This is a genomic window from Halorussus lipolyticus (assembly GCF_029338375.1).
In the GTDB taxonomy this organism is placed as follows: domain Archaea; phylum Halobacteriota; class Halobacteria; order Halobacteriales; family Haladaptataceae; genus Halorussus; species Halorussus lipolyticus.
Map to the genome: position 1 here is coordinate 53,757 of NZ_CP119806.1, position 17,378 is coordinate 71,134.

Genomic DNA, 17,378 nt, shown 5'->3' on the forward strand with positions numbered 1-17,378 from the left:
TTATAGGTACTCGATCAACACGTTCTAATCAACCAGGGGAGAACCCTCAGATATGCCCTCCCAAGACGCTCCTTCCACGCAAAAACAGGCACTCGTCACTGCCCTTCAATGGGGATTAGTCCAGACTTTCGTTCTTGATACACTTGGCCGTCTCCTCCGGAACTATTACCGTGCAACGACGGACGCCTTCTTTCCGCCAAGCTGGGTGACTTCAATTCAATTCGCAGCCCCGTTGGGTCTCCTCGTCGGCGGCATCGGCGGATACCGCTGGGTGACGAGCGACCGAGCTTCAACATCAGCCTCAGCACATCGAAACCGCGTTATCTTCGTCGGGTCGCTCCTTGCTGGTTGGGCGCTCGCCATCGTCCCAACAATGGCGTTCCAGTGGCTCCTTGGAGATCGGCTGTTTTCGATGCCGTATTTCGTCCTTCCGACCCTGACAGCAATCTCCGTTTTCGTCGGGTCGTACCTGCTTGCCTATCGAGTCGAGACCGCGTGGTACCGCCGTCACCGACCCCGACTTCTAGGCGCAGTCAAAGGGGCATTTGCTGGACTGCTGGTTGGCTTCATCGGTTTCATCGCGTACGGTGGGTATCTCGCTTCGACGCAGACCAACTACAGTCTCAGTGGTGGCCCGGGGATCGTCACGGCCGTGTGTCTTGGTGCAATTGCCGGTTACATGCTAACTGACACGGAACGTGGCGGGGATCGATCTGCCGAGTTTGTTGGTCTCCTGATTGTATCTCTTCTCGCGTTCAGTCTACTGATGACTCTCGGGATGGTTGCATTCAATGCAGTCGGAGTGTCTCTATTCGGGTTTAGTTCGTCGTTCATTTGGCCCCTTATTCCGCTTGTTTTGGCGCTCGGAGTGGCTAGTTACCTAGCGTACGGGGTTCAGACAACATTCTACCGACGATTCGCTGGTCGATAGCCGACGACGCAATCTTTCTCCCGACTTCCGAGGCTACGAGTCCAAGCCGAAGGTTCGGTCGGACCCCAATGGTCTATTTGATGGCGTCCAATATATCGAATGATGCCGAGTTCACGGAGGCCCTTGAGCACGAGCGAGCAGGCTGTGCTCGACCACCTCGACACGTATGTCGAGACCACGGCAGATGAGGAGCGTCTCTCACATGCAGACGCCGTCACGTACCTCAGTGAGCAAGGACTCACGCGTGCCGACGCCGATGAGCTTGTCGAACAACTGTTGTTGAAAGGATATCTGTACGAGGTCGGCGACAAACTCCGTATTCCGCCTCGCATCTAAAGCTGGTTCGAGGATTTCGGATTCGGAGAGATCCCGTATCTCAGAAATCTCCTGAACACGCTCTGTGAAAGTATCCGTCATACTGGAACGTCACTCCGTCTTTTCATAAACGCCATCGCAACTGTCCAACAATTTTGAAATTGGTGGTTAGTCTGCGCTCGCAGGTGTACTCTCTGTGTCCTCGTCCTCAAGGAGGGGGTAGTGGATGTGCATCTCGATTTTGTCGAAGGGCACAACTGGCTGGATTGCGCCACCAGGGCCGCCCTCTTTGAGTTCGAGAATTCCGAGTACCTCCGAGTGCTTCAAGTCTGAATGAACATCGGACACATCCCGATCGACGAGGCGGGCGGCCTCACGCATGCTCTCGGGTTGTTCGTTCGCAATCGCTTTGATGAGTTCAAGGCGAAGTGGCGTGAGGCTGTCAACGAATTCATCGTAGGTGCCGAACTGGAGGACGGCACGCTCATCACTCTCTTCTAACTCGTCTTCTTTGGCATGCTGGATGAAGTTGAGGATGTCCTCACGGAGCTGTGCTCGGTCGCCGACGGTGATGTGAAGTGTAGTCATGATTGGCTGTGGATGCTGTTACTGTTTAGTAGGGGCGTGGTGGAGTGGTGCCGATTGTTTCCCAGTACTCGTCGGCACTCGCCCAAAACTCGATGATGAGTTCCGCCATACCTGGAAACTCCACGTCAGTATCGCCAGCGGCGGTGTGGAGTTCGTGGCCTTTGATGTCTTCGTACGTCTTCAGACTAAATCAGCCGCATTGAGCTCCCAGCATCATCCCCGATGACATCTGTAAGTCCGCACACGGTAATCACATCCGTATAGCCCTGTGCGGTCACTGCATTTTTCAATCCCTCTCTAGCTGGTTGATCATCTGTGAGGACAACGACGTTTGGCTCTGGGCGGTCGCGAACGTACTGGACGACAAGCCCTGCAAGAATTGCGTCTGTCTTTTCAACATCATGTTCGGCCTGCCCCGTTTCACTCGCAATCGTTCGCTTGGCAATATCGCTTGCCGCAACAGCATCCCCATCCGTCGGGTCCGGCGCGTCAATGATCTCCGCCCATCCTTCCTCAAGTGCTGTCTGTACGCGGTCTGCCTGTGGTCCACCGAGTTCACCAATTACCCGACGTGGTAGTTTCAGCACAACGTTAGCCGTCCGAACTGCCTGTCGGAATTGGCTATACTGTGGTTTCGATGGGCGACCAAGCGCGATGAACACGTTCGCGTCGACAAGAACAGTCGTCGCATCCGACAAGGGAGTATCCTGACCCATTCCTCGTCCTCACTCCTCATTCGCGGGGTCCGCTGGCATCGTCTCCGTCTCTTTGGGGTCGGGAAGGTCCATCTGGTCGTGGACATCAGGGAAGAGATACTCGAAGTAGGGGTCGTGGTCACGTCCGACAGCGAGCGCGGGCACCAGCGCGTACACGATCAGCATCGCGTCGGCGTCCCGCACGTCGATATCGCTCGCGACCATCCGTTGGGTGGTCTTCCCTGCGAAGTGAAGTCCTGCGCCACGAAGTGCCGCGACGAGCTTGCCGATGCCATGCCGGTCAACAAAGTACTCAACGTCTTCGTCGACCTCCTGGAGCGCAAAGGCGTGGAGCACAGTCGGCGTGATGATAATTGGGAGCTGTTGCTCAACAAGGACGAGCGGCTCGGCAGTCAACTGCTGAGGCCGAGTCGCCTCATCACGGTCGACAAGCCCGAGGTCAACCAGCCGATCGACGTATTCGTAGGTGGTTGATTTCGAGAGGTCGAGATCATCCATGACCTCTGGTGGCGTGACTGGCCCCCAATAGCAGACGTACACGTACACACGAGCGAGTGCTGGCTGATTGAGAAGCTCGACAACTGTCTCTAATCCAGGGGCATTTCTGGCAAGCGCTTCCGGTGTCAGCGTCTCCTCATTCAACACGTCGGTTGGTGGTGGGTCACGGATGTCGATTCCTCCGTCTGGAAGAACGCGGTTTCGCTGTGGTAGGTGAGTCATATCTACTAGTTCAAAGTCCATGAACTTCAGACTACTGGTGGTCAATGGTATTCTCTCTACTGTCGTACTATTCGTGTTCTCAAGCTATCGTAGTTCCCAAAGTCTCGTCCAAGGTGCGCCTCACCCTTCAGGCGCACAAAAACGATTACTCAGAGTCGTTTCCGAACAATCGCTTCGTCCGCCCCCAGACAGACTCCGACTGTGATTCTTCATCGTCTCGATTCCCACCACCAACAACAGGCTCCTCGTGGGTTTGATCTGTCGCTTGGTCACGCTCCGTGAGTTCAATTGTGAGTCGCTCAACTTCTGCTTCGAGTTCCTCAATACGCTCGTTCTTCCATTCGAGAAGCGTCTCTAGCTCCTCGACACGCTCGGTTAACAGCCGATTCTTCTCGGTGAGATACGCTTGACTCCGCTTAGACCCGTCACGGCCAGCATCGGCAGAGGAGTCCCCAGTCGAGGTAGAGTCCTGAGGCGAGTCCTCTCTCGGTTCTAGGTCGTAGAACGCCGACGTATTCCCTACTGCTCGCTCAATCGTCTTCTCGCCGTACGTTGAGCCATCGGCGTAGTGGACCTCATCCCATTTGTCACGAAGTAACCCCGACTGGCGGAACAATTCGTCCATCCGTGTGTGGTCGCCACCAGTCCAGAACGCCAGCATGTTGCAGAGCGCCATATCAGCCTCCGACTGACTATCGTATCCACCCGTATTCCCCTTCCAAAGACGCTCAAACTTCGCGCCATTCGACGCATTCATCGCCTTCTCCAGCAACTCCTCGTCCGCAAGATCCACATCGACGCTGGATGGTCCATTCGTCGTGGACTCTTCGTCAGTGCTCTCACGCCGGTCAGGTTCGGCCTCCGAACTATCGTCGGTGTCTTGGACGTACTCACGATGAATGGCCGTGAGCGCGTCCTGCCGTCGTGCAACACACGACGGCGTCTCCTCGACGTGATCACCGGTCACAGTAAAGAAGCGCGCCGTCTCGTACAACTCGAAACTCCCACGCCGATTCCGACCATCAGGGAGGCCACCCTTGATGAGCACGTGGTAGCCAGTTCCGGATGGTGAGACCTCTGTGTACGAATCGAGACGCTCAATAATGTCACGTGCCGCCTCGTCAACCTCCTCGGTTTCGGGGTCCCGACAGTCGTCGAGGTCCACCCCCACAATTGGATCATCATCGGTGAACACGAACCCGACGCCATCAGCATTCCCCGATTCGACGTAGTCAAACGCGGTCTCGACCCCCGTCCATGTCTCCGAGTCCGTCGAGGACGCGAACCTACCCGATCCGGGTGTTACTGGAATCTTCGTCGCCTTCCCATCCCGTTGCTCCTCCTTCCAGCACACCCATTGCTCGCGTTCACACAACTCGTCTGGTAGGACATTTACATCAACACTCACTCGAAGTCACCTCGCATGGCTCTCGCCCCAAGCGAGCCACCAGAAACTACCCACCATCTCTCTTCCCTCTTTCAATCCGCGAGTTCCAACGGGGACCCCCCGTTCTATAGTAGTTGGTTTTTGCTGTAACAGAATCTGCCGTCCTGACGTACACTCCATGAACTGCGTTTGAACAGCATTTACGGCATTTCGAAGGGCTGGTTTACGTGTTACGGCAATCCACCTATTGCCGTAACACGACGCCGTCTTGCGTTTTTCCCGAGATTGCTGGCCGACGGACATCTGGGCCTGTTGCCGTAACGTAGAATGCTGTTTGAGGCGTTCACCTAGCTCAAAATGGCTGAATCCGCTATTCATCTTCTTCCTCCTGTTGTTGGAGTGCGATGCCATCGTAGCACCGCACTTGTGACCCACCTTTCCGCTCAGTTGTTCGCTCGAAGGTCACGTGATTGCCGAGACGACGACCGAACCAACTCTTTGAGTCCGGATCTACATCATGGGTGTCAGCCCACGTTTCGTAGACCGTGTACACCTCTGCAGAGGTGACTGATTCGGCTTCGTCCTCACGGACACATTCGGCTGCAAAGCGCCCGATTGCGGCGTCCGGATCTTCCTTCCAGTTCTCATCCTGTAAAGGAGTTGCAGACACCTCAAAGTCGTCAGAAGTAGGTTCATCCGGTGTCTCCGGTTCTGTAGTCACTGGACTCCGACCAGACTGGGTTCCATTCTTAAATGAGTCTGGAGAGCCAACGGTAAACGATGTGTCGAGCAGGGATTGGATTGAACTCGTTGTACCGTTTCTGTAGAACACCGGGTCACCATCCATCGGGAGGATAACGATTCCATACGCATCATTCCCGTAGGTTGGGTGTGGAAGCTCATCCTCGGGGACGAACGGCTTTTTGACGGGAACCCAGTTCTCCTCAAATGCGGCTTTTGACTCGTAGGTAGATGTCTCGCCGCGAGCGTGAACGAGGTACTCGTTTGCAGTCTGGTCGTAGCTGTATATCGCTGGCACTCGGTCCTTAGTTACGGACGCAATCGATGACGTTCGAAGATGCTCCGTTCCAGTCTCGTCCCGGAGGATGATGCAATCATCCTCCTGCACCCAAACGGTACGGTTTGTATCAGTTTCTTCTGCGATAGGACGGACGGCGGTAACTCCGCCGTCTTCGGTCGCACCACCGTTGAACGTGAGGTTAGAGTCGTGCGTGTAGAATTGTGTTTCACCACTCTGGAGGTGTCTGACTGGTGGAGAGAGAATTCCTTCAACTCGTTCGGCCCAGGCCGTTTTCGACGAACCGGGACGAACGATGAACAGCGGTATTTCCGCTGTCTTCTGGGCTTTCTGGAAATTCGTCAGCACCTTTACGGGGTTCTCTGGTGTTGTCGTCTCGACCTCGATTGCGAACGTCTCCTCGATGTCCGGGTGGGTCGCTCGTGCGTCGGGTTTCTCACTTCCGTCTTGAGAGAGTATCGTGACGGTGAACCCGAGCGCCGTCAATTCCGCTTCGATTTCGAGGAGTGCATCGTCGTGGTCACTTCCTCCGGCGGCTTGGACGCTTCCAGTATCCGGGGTCGCTACGTCTTCACCCGCCTCGGTGAGTCGGATGACAATCTCGTCGGTATCGATATCGACGGTTGTCTCAAGGAACCGCGAGCGCTGGCGAATTGCCGCTAGCTCCTCGTACGACGGTGCGTCTGCGTCGACATCTTCGAAGAAATACCGGAGCTCATCATCGACTGTTTCGACTGCAACCAATCCATTTTCCTCCCGAACGTCCTCTCGAAGTTGGATACTCCGCACGACCTTCGAGATAGCAACATCCAACTCGTCGTCGCTTATATCGAGGATGTCATGCAGTTCCGCAGGTGTGTCTGTGCGTGGCTCACCAGTCGTTTCGGGAACCCCGTATTCCTCTTGAACGCGTTCGTGTATCGCCGACAGCGTCTCGGTGAACTGTTGTTCTTCTCGTGGTGTGAGCGGGTGGTCACTCTCGGGGTGGCCTGCTGGAATCGGGAGGGGTTTGAGACTGAACGGATACGGACCGGTCTTCCCGAATGTCGGACTTGGCAAGTTGGCGATCCATTCACCACGAGGGAGCGACCGAATCCGGTTGGCGAAATCGTCCGGGTCCATCTCCTCGTGAGCCATCGCTCGGGCTAACTCTCGGTCGACGTTGACGTTCCCGACGAGCGAACTCCCGATGTTGTTGAGGACGTTCAAGTACATCCGCCGACCGCCTGCTGATTCGATTTGTTCGGGAAACTGCATCGCCAACCCAACCGAAAGCCGAAAACTCCGTCCTTTTTCTAGCAGGTCATTCATGATGTCGGAGACCACGAGTGATGCCGCCTCGTCGATGAATAGGTTGACTACGTAGTCGTCCGGATACTGGCCAACGTTCTGCTTGCGTTCTTTGAGCGCATCTTGGAGATTGCTCAGTATCAGGCCAGTCATCAAGTGCGCACCGTCGTCGCGCAAATCGCCAAGGTCGAATATGATGACCGTATCCTCGTCAAGGATATCCCGAAAGTCGAATCGATTCTCGGTGTTATTGAACACCCGGCGCAGATGGCTATTCTGCGAAATATACGCAAGACGATTCCCGACACCACCCACCACGTTCTTGAACGCACGCTCATCAAGGTCGAGTTGCCGTCGAATCATCCGGGTATCTTCCTCATCGCTCGACTGGGGAGCCTGCTCAAAGTCGGGGTTCGGTGGCCCTGCATTCTGAAGTTGGTCAACGGCGTTTTCTAGTTGCCGGTGGGCGAAATAGTCGACTGACTCTCGGTAAACACCGTTCTCACGGCCGTGTTCCTCGTCAAAGAGCGCCTTGATAAGAGTCTTCATCAGGTTATTCGACACGGTGACTCGGTCATATTTGTCTTCGCCCATTGCGAGCTTCAGAATCTCTTCGTAGTGGTCGGCCTTGCGTTGGACAGCATCGACACGCCGTCGGCCGTTTGCTAGCGAAGAGGTGAGGTTGAAAAACGAGAAGCCGGGAAGTGTATTCGGGATATCGAAGTGAATCACGTTCTCTTCGAGGTCGGTCATTCCGAACCGGCGGGCATGGGCACGCATGTAGTTCGTGGCCATCCCGTCTCCTTTCCGGTCGATAAGAATGGTTGGCCCGCTCGTATTCTCGTATAGCGAGAGAGAACTGTTACTCGCTAAAATTGACTTTCCTGACCCTGTCGTTCCGTATATGCCGTAGTGGACTGGCAACAAACTCGACGGGATGTGTACGGGGATATCTTCGGGTTCACCGTCTTCGTCGAGCGCGTAGCCGATTGCCATTCCATCACGGAACTCACGCATCAAGTCCGGGTGTGGACGTGGGAGTGGGTTGCGACTCCGTTGTTCCGCCCGTGTTCCCCGGACCCCTTCGACGCTGAGTTGTTCACTCGATGGGACGAGAATGAAGTTCGCGAGTTCGTCTGCATTCAACACGAGGTCGGGCCGGGTCTTTCCGCTATCCGTCAGGAGTTCTCGGTTGAGAATGCGTTTGAGGGCCTTGCGAGCGTTCTTCGTTTTGGTCTTCTGTCGCCAGCCAGCGTGACGGAATCGCTGGCCTTCAACCTCGTAGAATTTCCCATCAAGCGGGTCGAAGACTGGGGCGAGCGACTCCATCTTCGACTCTAGTTTCGCCGTGGCATCCTCGCTCGTTAGGACTGTAACTGCTCGTAGGTTGACCGTGAACGTTCGCTTTGGGTCCTTCTCGGAGATCCGCTTAATGCGGTCCTCCACAATCTCACCTAATTCTCGGTCTTCAGTATCGATGGATTCACCTTCGAGTAGTGGTCCGATCCATCGCTGACTCCATGTATCCCGACCGTCTTTCAGGTCCTCTTGTCGAAGCTCTGCGTCCGAAACCCAACTCGGTCGGCGCTGGAAGAGCGCTTGGAATCCAATCGGATGCTCGGAGCTACTTAGCTCGTCGATGAGCGCCGCTAGTGGTGTTCCTGTCGACTCACTCGCCGAGTCGGATGTCGTGGACTCTGAGTCAGTATCGTGGGTAAGCGTCGTCATCCAGTCGTCTTTCCGAGTGGCGACACCACACCACCGCACACCTATCGGTTGGAGGTAGTCAATCGCTTGGCGAGCCAGAATCGTGCCATCCGTCGTGAGTGTTGGCTTCCGAACCGAGGTCGGTAGAAAACCCTCGGAGCCCGTCTCTTGAGCGTCGGTTTGGAAGAGACCTGTCTCGGTCTCGACCACGGTATCGGCATCTGAATCGATGCCAACTTCAGTCGATTCTGACAGTTCCGCAGAGGTATCTACGGTGTTCGAATCAGGCTCGGTGGAGGTATCTGAGTCACTCTCGACCTGCTCGTCCTCGGAGAACTCGTAGAGCAATTGACCGCTATCGAGGCTCTCCCTGAACTCTTCGCGTTCGTATTCGGTTGGTGGAATGAGCTTTGTCGCGGGGTCGATCTCGGCCGGGTTGATGTCGAACGTCGACGGATAGATAGAGCGAAGCCGTCGTTCGAGAATATCGAGATGATCGTCCGCCCCGTAGTAGAACTCGACAGGAGCATCCCGTCCTTCACTAATCGCCAGAAACTCGAAGCGAAGGGGCTGTGCCGATTTGAGTGGGTTCACTCTCTCAAGAAGGCCAGATGCCTCATCAGTCGTCAATTTGTGAAGGCTGGCGAGGACCGTTGAGACCTTGCTGGCTGGAAGTTCCTCGGAGGTTGGTGTGACGCGAAGGTATTCGCGTTTCATCGCGGTCGGTCCACCTCCGACCCGCCGTCCGTTTCTGTCTCGACACCCGGGCTCGAATTACTCGAAGCCCGCTGTTGGAGGTCCTCACGGAACGCTTGAACCTCCGGATCGACTGCATCTCGGTCCGCACCGGGAAGTGATTCTCGTGTCTGTTCGGTCGGGTCGAAATCGATAACCTGTTTTTCTTTGTCCATTGCTTGGACCTTGATGCCGCGCCATTCACCGTCAACGCCGACGAGCGCCTCAGAGAACCCAGCATCCTCGTTACCCGGAACCGCATCCTGCACGTAGCGCATCTGTGCGTAATTCAAGCCGAACTCGTCGGCCCACTCCTCGTCCATCCCGTCCAACCGATGGAACTGCTTGACGGCACACTGATCGAGGATGGCTTCAGCTTGGGCGTGTTCGAAGAACTCGTCGACAGTCTGGGTAACCAGTCGAATCGAGAGGTCGTGATGACGGTGGTGCCGGAACACCGTTTCGAGGAACGCCAGACTTGCGGCGTCCTGCATGATGTACCGCGCCTCGTCGATGTAGAACACGACTTCCTTGTCCGTCTCTTTCGCTCGTTCGTACACGAGCGAGATGAGCAACTGCATCGTCAGCGCCGTGCTACTGTCGACGCTGCCTTCCTGCTGGGCAAGGTCAAGGTAAATGACCTTCTCGTCGCGGATGTCGAACTCCGAGGATTTCCCGAGGTTGGCGTGGCGACCATCGTCCTCGAAGGGGCGAAGCTGGTCCAACAGCCACGTCGCGTCCTCGCGGATCTTTCCAGCCTCTTCGTCAGACCGGACGACGAACTCCTCGGGGTCGTCAACCATGTCCTCGAAGACGTCCATCATCTCCCGGATGGTCGGGCTGAGGTTGCTGTGCGTCGAGATATCGTCGGTGATGTCGTTGCGCTTGTAGGCGCGCTTCAGGCCGAGTTCGAGCGTTGTCCGACGGTCACCGAGCGAGATACCGCGTAGTGCGAAGAAGTTCGTCAGGAAGCTCATCGCGTCGTCGAGCTTCTCGTTGAACGGACTCGCGTCCTCACCCATCGCTCGCTGAACGTGCTCGGGTGTCTGGCGAATCTCTAGGGGATTCAGGCCGAGTGTCCCACCGACGGTGATGCGTTTCGCATCGAGGGCTTCGGAGACGCCTGCCCAGTTGTTGAGCGGTTCGAGAATGATGCCGATGCGGTCCTTGCTCTGTTCGATGGAACGGATGAAGTTCTGTTTGGAACTGAACGACTTCCCCGAGCCGGTGTCGCCGACGGTGAACATCGCGTACCCGTTGTCACGGGCGAACGGGTCGATGACGACGGGGCTCTGGTTGTCCTTGTGAATCCCGAACTCGACTCCGTCCTCCTCGAGGATGGTCGCATTATGCGGCGACGAGAGCAGGGCGCCAACGGCTCCACCAAGGGCGATAGATTCTCGCCCGAATACGTTGTCTCCGATGGGGGCTGCCGACTGCAGCGCGAGGTCCTGCCGACAAATCGCGGTCTTCGGCGTGAGATTCGCCGGGTCGTCACGGAGAGCACTCTTGACCTTCTGGACCGAATCCCGGAGGTCCTCCTTGTCGTCGGCGCGAACCGTGACGAACATTCCCTGGTCGAAGACGTTCGCTCCGCTCTCGACGGCTTTGTAGGTCGCAGCGGCTTCGTTTGCTCGTTCCTGTAGATACGCACTACGGACGCTCTGTTCGAGGTCGGCGTCGACTTGGAGGTCATCAGCGATATCCTGTAGTTCGTTCCGCGCTCGTTGCTGGTTCTTCGGGGTGATGTGCGCTGTGAGATCGAACTCAACGTCAGTCAACTCGAAGAGGTCGCTCAGATAGCCGTCGCTCGGGTAATCGGCGTAGTCGGCCATGTATAGTGTCGTCGTCCACTGCTCGCCAACGCGTGCGGCGCGTGTCCCCCACTCGATGGCTGCTGGCGCAGTTACCGTCTTGTGTGACTCGGACATATCGTCAAGGAGTTGGCCCTCTGCGTGGCCCTCCTCAAGCATCTCCTCGTCAAGAACATCCGAGAAGTCAACTTCTGGCTCGTCGGCGGCGGTGTGCCGGTCCCAGAGGAGTTTACCGGCGACTCCGAGGACCACAACCAGTAGGAGATAAACCGACGCACCTCCGGGTGACGTTGGGTTCAGAAGCCACTCTGTGAGCTGGCTGAAGGTCCCGCCACCCGCCTGCAGGACGACGTTACGCATTGGTCTCGTCCTCCCGGCGGGAGTGGCCGATAATCGGTTGCTCGCGAACGACGCGCTCGGCGTCGTCGTAGTCGTGCTCCCGTCCGTTCCAGAAATCCATGTTCAGGACGAACAGTTCGACTGTACTGAGCCGACGAGCAGACCAGCCGGACGCCTGCTGGATGAACTCGGCGCGAACGTCGTTGACGCGGCTATCGAGTTTCTCGAACATCTGCACACGGCGCTCGACATCGGTGAGGTCCTCACGACGTGTCACGAACGGGTTGAACAGGAATCCGATGACAGGGAACTTAGTCAGTTTCTCGGCGGGCGTCCCTTCGTCTCTAAATCGGTCGTAGACCTCCAGCGGCGTGACCTCGACGCCGATGTAGTAGCGAACTTGCTGGATGCCTCGGTCACGCATCTCCTTGGGACGCGTCTCACGGTACTCTTCGAGGAGTTCCCGGAAGATCGGGTTCTGCGTGACGTCCTCATCGCTGAGTCGGTCCTCGATGGTCTCGGTGATCTGCTCTACCGGAAATGACCGAGTTGTCGCGTGGAATTTGAGCTTCGAGTCGAGTTCCTTGTTGGCGAACTCTTCGCCCGCCTCTTGGAGTTGCGCCCAGTCATCAGACATGGCGAAATCCATGTTCCCTGGATCAATCTCGATGAACGCCTCCATCGTGCCGTCTGACCGCTGAATTGCACCCGCGCCCGGCCACGCTCGCTTAACGTTCGTGAGGTCTTGCGTTCGCTCGTCCGGTTTGAACGGCGTGTAGTTCGCGAGTCCGCCTTCGTTTCGCTCGGTCTCGTTTGTACTACTGTCTGCTTCCTCTGGAGCACTGAACGTAACTCGCGGACGCTTGGCGTAGCGGTAGACGTCCTTCGTCCACGTCCACGCATTCAGGTGGTCGGGAGAGACGTAGATGACAGCAACGCCAAACCCGAATCCGCCCGCTACGAACGGGAGGGCGAGTGATTCGATTCCGGTGATGCCAGCGATGAACAGGCCGATAATCGGGAAGGCGATGAGTACACCGACATCCTCTTCCTCGATGTTGAGGTAGGGAATGCGGCTCTCCTCGCCGAACTGGTTCATGATGCGCCGTGCGGCTGCGTCTGGGTCTGTCGACATTAGTGAATACCTCGATCATACTCCATTCCGCGTTTGTCACTCGATGCATCTGGTGTGGGCCCACTCGGGTCATTCTCTGTCCGACGGTACGACGGTGTACCCCCACCCTCGCTTCCGTGCCCTCCTCGATCGGCAACTTTCTGTGCTATGGCTTGACCGGCTGCTGCTTTCGGTCCCCAGCGCGCTGCGGTCGTCGCGACGCCAGCACCGCCGACATACGCACCGGCTGCGACACCGCCGATAAGAGCAGCCCCTTTCGTCGCTCCTCCGACGACCCTGGCTGTCAGCGGAGTCGCATACTTGAACGTCTTCCAGGTGATGTAGAGAGCAACCAGCGGGAGGGAAGCAGCGACTAAGAATTTGAGAAATGCAGTCTGAGGGGTGAGCGTCCCGCCACCGTATATTAAGTCGTAGCCTTTGAATACTATCGAGGCTGGTAGTGGTAGGACGGCAAGGGGGACAAACCGCTTGCAGAACCCTATGGCGATATCGGATACTATAGGTATATTGCCATACCCGATAGCAATCGCAATCGGCATTCCGTAGAGATAGACATAGAGGAGAATCTCACGGATGTAAAACAGGGCTTCTAGTGCCCACATCGAGATGCCGCCGATTAGTGCAAACAACAGCGATAACCCTGGATTGGTCAGTGTTACGCCGAGGAACCCCAACATAGCATTTCGAAGCGAAGCCATACCGGGCATCAGAGCAATCGAGAACCCGTCAACAATGTAGAGCGAGAGGACACCGACCCAATACCAGACAATAATCAGAAACGCACCAACCCACGCAGTTTTCTTCGTCTTCCTCGCTTCGTATGCACTTCCGATGTTGAATATTCGAATAGTATGACGCCCTTGTACGCTCATCACGAGCAGCAGCAACGCAATGAGCATTATTTCGCCACCGACGAGTGCATCCTGAATCGTTGACCAGAGTGCGTTCGTCGGTTCCCCAAAGACGAATGCTCCATCTGTCTGAGGGGTGGGAGTCCCGAACATCTCCTCGGTGAGGTTATTGTATCCCGTCGTCAGGCCATCCATGAAGAGGCCGATAATCCAGTCAACGACGTCTTTGAACCCTTCTAAGACAACATCGATTAGATCAACCATAGTCAAGTCTCACTAATTGCGATTTCGCAGTTTTGCATCTCGTCAGAGCCCGTGTACTCTACACCGTACGATTTCGTGATTTCCTGGCCTGTAACTCGAGTTTCCAAAACGACCGTGAATTGCCCACTATTTCCGTCAGTCGAACAGCCCATACCCTCGTTCCCGATTTCTGAACCGAATGGGAATGAATCGCTAAAGAGCGCTACTGTCTTACCTGCCGGGACCACAACGTTGTCTTTTCCAAATATCCCACTTCTACGAGGATCATCGACAGGGTTAGGGACGTCTCCAGTAAACCGGAGTTCAACGACCGCATCCGGTCCGCTTCCAGAGTTCTGAATAGTAACAAATACCTCTCCGTTCTTTTTCGAGTCAGTTTTACTCTCACCGTAGACCTCGTCCCACGGCTTGTCAGGATTATTCCGGTAGAGTCCAACGTCCTGAATCTGAACCTCCGGTACGATATCCGTCGTGCTCTCTACGACTGTCTCTTCACCTTTCAGTGCGACCACGCGGTACTCTCCAGGCTCGTAAGCAGTCCCAATCTCGAACGAGACCTGTTGGACCCCCGCGGCCACATCACGCTTTCCGAACAGCTCTCCATTAGGCTGGACGAGGTTGACTTGGTCAACGTTGGCTTCTGCCGAGAGTTCGACGACGAGCGTCGTTCCGTCGACGGCGATTCGCTTGAGCGGTCCCTGACTTTCTGAAGAGGTTGTCTCGACACCGGGAGTTCCGGAGTTTCCGCTGTTGTCCAGACAGCCAGCTACGCTCACAAGCGTAGCGCCTGTGACTGTTCGGAGGGCGTTTCTTCGACTGATGTGTGGATGATCTCTGGTCATGAGTTTCGTTGGAAGATGTCTTCTGGGCCGAGCATTCGGAGGAGGCGGTGTCCCGCGTAGAACATCACGAAGAAGGGGATGAACTGCCAGCCGACCTCGAAGATGAACGCGAACCAGCCATCAATGGTTCCGAGTGGATGCCACCGGGCGGTCGCCGTATCACTCACATAAGCCGGGCTATGTCCGAGCCACGACCCAGGATGATACCGGGCCGTGTAGATACCGGGCTCAGTAATCGTCAGAATGGCGACTCCAGAGGCGTTGGTTTCGACCGTCTGATTGGCAATGGTGATGTAGCCATTACGTTGGTTACCACCAATGGGAAATCGACGGGCGCTATCGTTGAGGACAATGGGTGCGCCAGTCTGGTTGTCACGCAGTTCGATTCGAAGGGTCGCCTGCGACTGGTTTTGCTGGAGCACTTCGACGGTGAGGTTACTGCGCCGAAGCTGTCGTTCAGAACCGGCGTCGGGCACCACAATCGACGCGTTCACCCCACGAACGATGCCTGCAACGTGAAGTGCCTCTCTGTCGACGGTCTCAGCGCGGACGCCCACACCGTACGTCGTCTCATAGGATTGGTTGACGACCTCAATGGTGACGTTCTCGCCGATGGTCTCTAACGGGGAGGGTCGTTCCGTTCCCCATGTGTCGATAATCTCCGGGCCGTCCCGGACGGGTTCAGCACGCGGTCCAATCCGGGATGGATACGCGTGGACGTACACGGGAATGGCGTCGGACTCAACTTTGGCACTGTCTGTCCGGTTCGATTTGACGAGCGTGTCCCAGTTTGTGTTTCGGGCGGTGTAGAACCGCCAGACACCACGCACGCTCGCGTTTCCCTCGTCAGTGAGCGTGTACCCTTGCCACGGCCGAGACTGGAAGATAGCCACGCCAGCATCGCCATTGGGGTACTTAGCGTAGTAGGGGTACGCCGAGAGGTCGTAGATCTCGACGTCGGTCGAGTCCGAGACGTTTCGCGTCTCCTCACGGTAGACGACGTCGACGTTGGTTCCGTTGACCATATTGGTCCGTATCGTCTTCTTCAACCGAACGTGAATTTCTGCTTCGAGGGTAAGGGTCGCGCTCCAGTCGTCATCGATCTGGTAGTCGATGGCCGGCGTGTGCGACCCATCGGTCCTCGCAATGGTCTCCTCGTCCTTCTTCAGGCGTACTTCCTCGATCTCGTGTTCCGTAAGCGACCACTCGACGGTCCTGTTCCTGGAGGAACTCCCGTTCGGCACGCGGATTCGGTAATCGACGAATCCGCGCATCGTCCCGTTCGGGGCGATGTAGAGTGGAGTGTCACCGGATTCGAGGTGGCCACGGGTCGACGGCTGAAGCGCGAATACAGTCGCATGGGCGTCCTCGATGAACACGCCGTTTTCGAGTGATGCGTGAGGCGGATGCAACGACGTATCTGACCCTCCGGCTTCGAGGTCCTCGAAGTCGTTTTGAGTCCACGTTGCGGCAGTTGCGGGCGGCCGCTTGAACGTGATGTCCGTTCCGTTTGCGAGCTGGTGGATCGACGTCCGCTCGTCACCGTAGCGTTGGCGGTACTCTTTTTGACTGATGTAGTTGTCCGCGTCGCGCGACCAGAGTGTCGCCGACTCGTTTTCGGTGAGTCCATTTTCTTCTGTCCCTGGCCGCGGTGGGCTTGCTGTGACGATACCTGTGACTAAGCTCGTCACGAACAGGACGGCCATGAGTATGGAGCGTTCTCGTTGTTCCATGAGGGCTCGCAATGAGGGTCGTAAAGTGGCTTACCAGGGGACGAGGTCGACACACTGCGCTAGCGGGAGGCCCATCATCGATCCGGCGACTGTGTATAGCGGACCGAGGACCACGAGGACAATGGTGGACTTCATCGCTGAGCGCTTGTGGCGCTTGAGGCCCTTCTTCTGCTCGGGATTGAGGGTGAACATCTCAATGAGGGAGTCAGCCTGCCAGACGACGGCGAGACCGACGATTCCCAGCCCGGTTGTCAGTTGGAAGAACCCCTCAATCATTCCAGGGAGGTTGTCTGCGCTGCAGACCGCGCTCTGAGAGGTTACTGCATCTTGGGTCGTTTGTTGAGCGAGCGCTGGTTCAACTACTATGAATGAGAGTACTACGATGGTGAAGGGGAGTTTTAGTCCAACAGTACTCTGTGTAGTGGTTTTCGACTTTTCTTGTGGGGAGTCAGTATCTGATTCTTGCATACGTAGCTGTGGTTGGCTGTTCCACCACCCGATCAATTGCGAGGGTATCGCGGGGACGTGGAATCAGCGTTCAGTTCTACCACAAACAGACCGGGTATATGAATTTGAGCATACGAACGTATTTTTTGGTGTCTATTTGTATTTTCTAGCCTCTGATAAGATGTCTAGAGAACTAATCGGAAGGTATATACATATGTTCGGATGACAGTGAAACTATCCACATGTATCGAGAAGTTAATTGGGCGGTACCGGCTGACCCATACATTCTCGAAGAACTAGGAAAGTATGAGGGCTGGCACACAGCAAAGAATCTCGAAATCAATACTGACTTCAGCCGACAATGGATTTCCCAGCGCTGTCCAGTATTTGTTGATCATGAACTCGCTGAGCGCCACGAAGAGGAGCCCGCATATCGCCTCACTGAGTTCGGCGAGCAAATCCTCAACGGTAAAGCAGAGTACGAAGAGCTCAACGAAACAGAGGACTAAGTAGGGTGGTGGTTAA

14 protein-coding genes and 1 pseudogene are annotated in these 17,378 nt (G+C 56.1%); 3 read left to right on the forward strand and 12 right to left on the reverse strand.

Annotated features, from left to right (window positions below; all coding sequences use genetic code 11):
- Positions 1-52 precede the first annotated feature (52 nt).
- Both P2T57_RS19295 and P2T57_RS19300 read left to right on the forward strand, forming a co-directional pair.
- Positions 53-931 (forward strand): hypothetical protein, encoded by an 879-nt coding sequence (locus tag P2T57_RS19295; protein WP_276302540.1) that lies wholly within the window; start codon positions 53-55, stop codon positions 929-931.
- Between the two features lie 123 nt (positions 932-1,054).
- Positions 1,055-1,267: a hypothetical protein gene (locus P2T57_RS19300; protein WP_276302541.1), complete on the forward strand. Its 213-nt coding sequence runs from the start codon at positions 1,055-1,057 to the stop codon at positions 1,265-1,267.
- A 147-nt stretch (positions 1,268-1,414) separates the two neighbouring features.
- Here the strand turns inward: P2T57_RS19300 and P2T57_RS19305 are convergent, their stop codons facing one another.
- The 12 genes and pseudogenes from P2T57_RS19305 to P2T57_RS19355 form a co-directional block, all read right to left on the reverse strand.
- Positions 1,415-1,834, reverse strand: coding sequence for an HVO_A0114 family putative DNA-binding protein (locus tag P2T57_RS19305; RefSeq protein WP_276302542.1), 420 nt, complete (start codon positions 1,832-1,834; stop codon positions 1,415-1,417).
- A gap of 25 nt (positions 1,835-1,859) precedes the next feature.
- A pseudogene (locus tag P2T57_RS20435) lies at positions 1,860-2,012 on the reverse strand (toxin-antitoxin system TumE family protein); the annotation flags it as partial.
- Between the two features lie 7 nt (positions 2,013-2,019).
- Complete coding sequence (locus tag P2T57_RS19310) at positions 2,020-2,550, reverse strand: PIN domain-containing protein (RefSeq protein WP_276302543.1); 531 nt, start codon at positions 2,548-2,550, stop codon at positions 2,020-2,022.
- Positions 2,551-2,559: 9 nt separating this feature from the next.
- Positions 2,560-3,291, reverse strand: a complete 732-nt coding sequence (locus tag P2T57_RS19315) for a DUF7437 domain-containing protein (protein WP_276302544.1) — start codon at positions 3,289-3,291, stop codon at positions 2,560-2,562.
- Between the two features lie 124 nt (positions 3,292-3,415).
- Positions 3,416-4,678: a phage NrS-1 polymerase family protein gene (locus P2T57_RS19320; RefSeq protein WP_276302545.1), complete on the reverse strand. Its 1,263-nt coding sequence runs from the start codon at positions 4,676-4,678 to the stop codon at positions 3,416-3,418.
- A gap of 349 nt (positions 4,679-5,027) precedes the next feature.
- Entirely contained in the window at positions 5,028-9,410 is a 4,383-nt protein-coding gene (locus P2T57_RS19325; RefSeq protein WP_276302546.1) for a helicase HerA domain-containing protein, read from the reverse strand.
- Complete coding sequence (locus tag P2T57_RS19330) at positions 9,407-11,602, reverse strand: VirB4 family type IV secretion system protein (protein WP_276302547.1); 2,196 nt, start codon at positions 11,600-11,602, stop codon at positions 9,407-9,409. Before P2T57_RS19330 ends, P2T57_RS19325 begins: the two co-directional genes overlap by 4 nt.
- On the reverse strand, positions 11,595-12,716 hold the full coding sequence (locus P2T57_RS19335; protein ID WP_276302548.1) for a TraC-like domain-containing protein: 1,122 nt from the start codon (positions 12,714-12,716) through the stop codon (positions 11,595-11,597). The genes P2T57_RS19330 and P2T57_RS19335 overlap by 8 nt, the downstream gene beginning before the upstream one ends.
- Positions 12,716-13,831, reverse strand: a complete 1,116-nt coding sequence (locus P2T57_RS19340; RefSeq protein ID WP_276302549.1) for a TrbL/VirB6 family protein — start codon at positions 13,829-13,831, stop codon at positions 12,716-12,718. Before P2T57_RS19340 ends, P2T57_RS19335 begins: the two co-directional genes overlap by 1 nt.
- A 2-nt stretch (positions 13,832-13,833) precedes the next feature.
- A complete protein-coding gene (locus P2T57_RS19345; protein ID WP_276302550.1) occupies positions 13,834-14,673 on the reverse strand; it encodes a hypothetical protein in 840 nt (279 codons plus the stop codon).
- On the reverse strand, positions 14,670-16,406 hold the full coding sequence (locus P2T57_RS19350; protein ID WP_276302551.1) for a DUF8186 domain-containing protein: 1,737 nt from the start codon (positions 16,404-16,406) through the stop codon (positions 14,670-14,672). Before P2T57_RS19350 ends, P2T57_RS19345 begins: the two co-directional genes overlap by 4 nt.
- Before the next feature lie 30 nt (positions 16,407-16,436).
- A complete protein-coding gene (locus P2T57_RS19355) occupies positions 16,437-16,874 on the reverse strand; it encodes a DUF7985 family protein (RefSeq protein ID WP_276302552.1) in 438 nt (145 codons plus the stop codon).
- Positions 16,875-17,095: 221 nt separating this feature from the next.
- Here P2T57_RS19355 and P2T57_RS19360 point away from each other — a divergent pair, with 221 nt between their 5' ends.
- The gene (locus tag P2T57_RS19360; protein ID WP_276302553.1) at positions 17,096-17,362 is read left to right on the forward strand and encodes a hypothetical protein; all 267 of its coding nucleotides are present in this window, start codon (positions 17,096-17,098) and stop codon (positions 17,360-17,362) included.
- The last annotated feature ends 16 nt before the right edge of the window (positions 17,363-17,378 follow it).

Bases quoted from the DNA above. Each gene is read 5' to 3' on its own strand.
- P2T57_RS19295 (WP_276302540.1), top strand. From the start codon at position 53: ATGCCCTCCCAAGACGCTCCTTCCACGCAAAAACAGGCACTCGTCACT.
- P2T57_RS19305 (WP_276302542.1), bottom strand. From the start codon at position 1,834: ATGACTACACTTCACATCACCGTCGGCGACCGAGCACAGCTCCGTGAG.
- P2T57_RS19310 (WP_276302543.1), bottom strand. From the start codon at position 2,550: ATGGGTCAGGATACTCCCTTGTCGGATGCGACGACTGTTCTTGTCGAC.
- P2T57_RS19315 (WP_276302544.1), bottom strand. From the start codon at position 3,291: ATGGACTTTGAACTAGTAGATATGACTCACCTACCACAGCGAAACCGC.
- P2T57_RS19325 (WP_276302546.1), bottom strand. From the start codon at position 9,410: ATGAAACGCGAATACCTTCGCGTCACACCAACCTCCGAGGAACTTCCA.
- P2T57_RS19330 (WP_276302547.1), bottom strand. From the start codon at position 11,602: ATGCGTAACGTCGTCCTGCAGGCGGGTGGCGGGACCTTCAGCCAGCTC.
- P2T57_RS19335 (WP_276302548.1), bottom strand. From the start codon at position 12,716: ATGTCGACAGACCCAGACGCAGCCGCACGGCGCATCATGAACCAGTTC.
- P2T57_RS19340 (WP_276302549.1), bottom strand. From the start codon at position 13,831: ATGGTTGATCTAATCGATGTTGTCTTAGAAGGGTTCAAAGACGTCGTT.
- P2T57_RS19345 (WP_276302550.1), bottom strand. From the start codon at position 14,673: ATGACCAGAGATCATCCACACATCAGTCGAAGAAACGCCCTCCGAACA.
- P2T57_RS19350 (WP_276302551.1), bottom strand. From the start codon at position 16,406: ATGGAACAACGAGAACGCTCCATACTCATGGCCGTCCTGTTCGTGACG.
- P2T57_RS19355 (WP_276302552.1), bottom strand. From the start codon at position 16,874: ATGCAAGAATCAGATACTGACTCCCCACAAGAAAAGTCGAAAACCACT.
- P2T57_RS19360 (WP_276302553.1), top strand. From the start codon at position 17,096: ATGTATCGAGAAGTTAATTGGGCGGTACCGGCTGACCCATACATTCTC.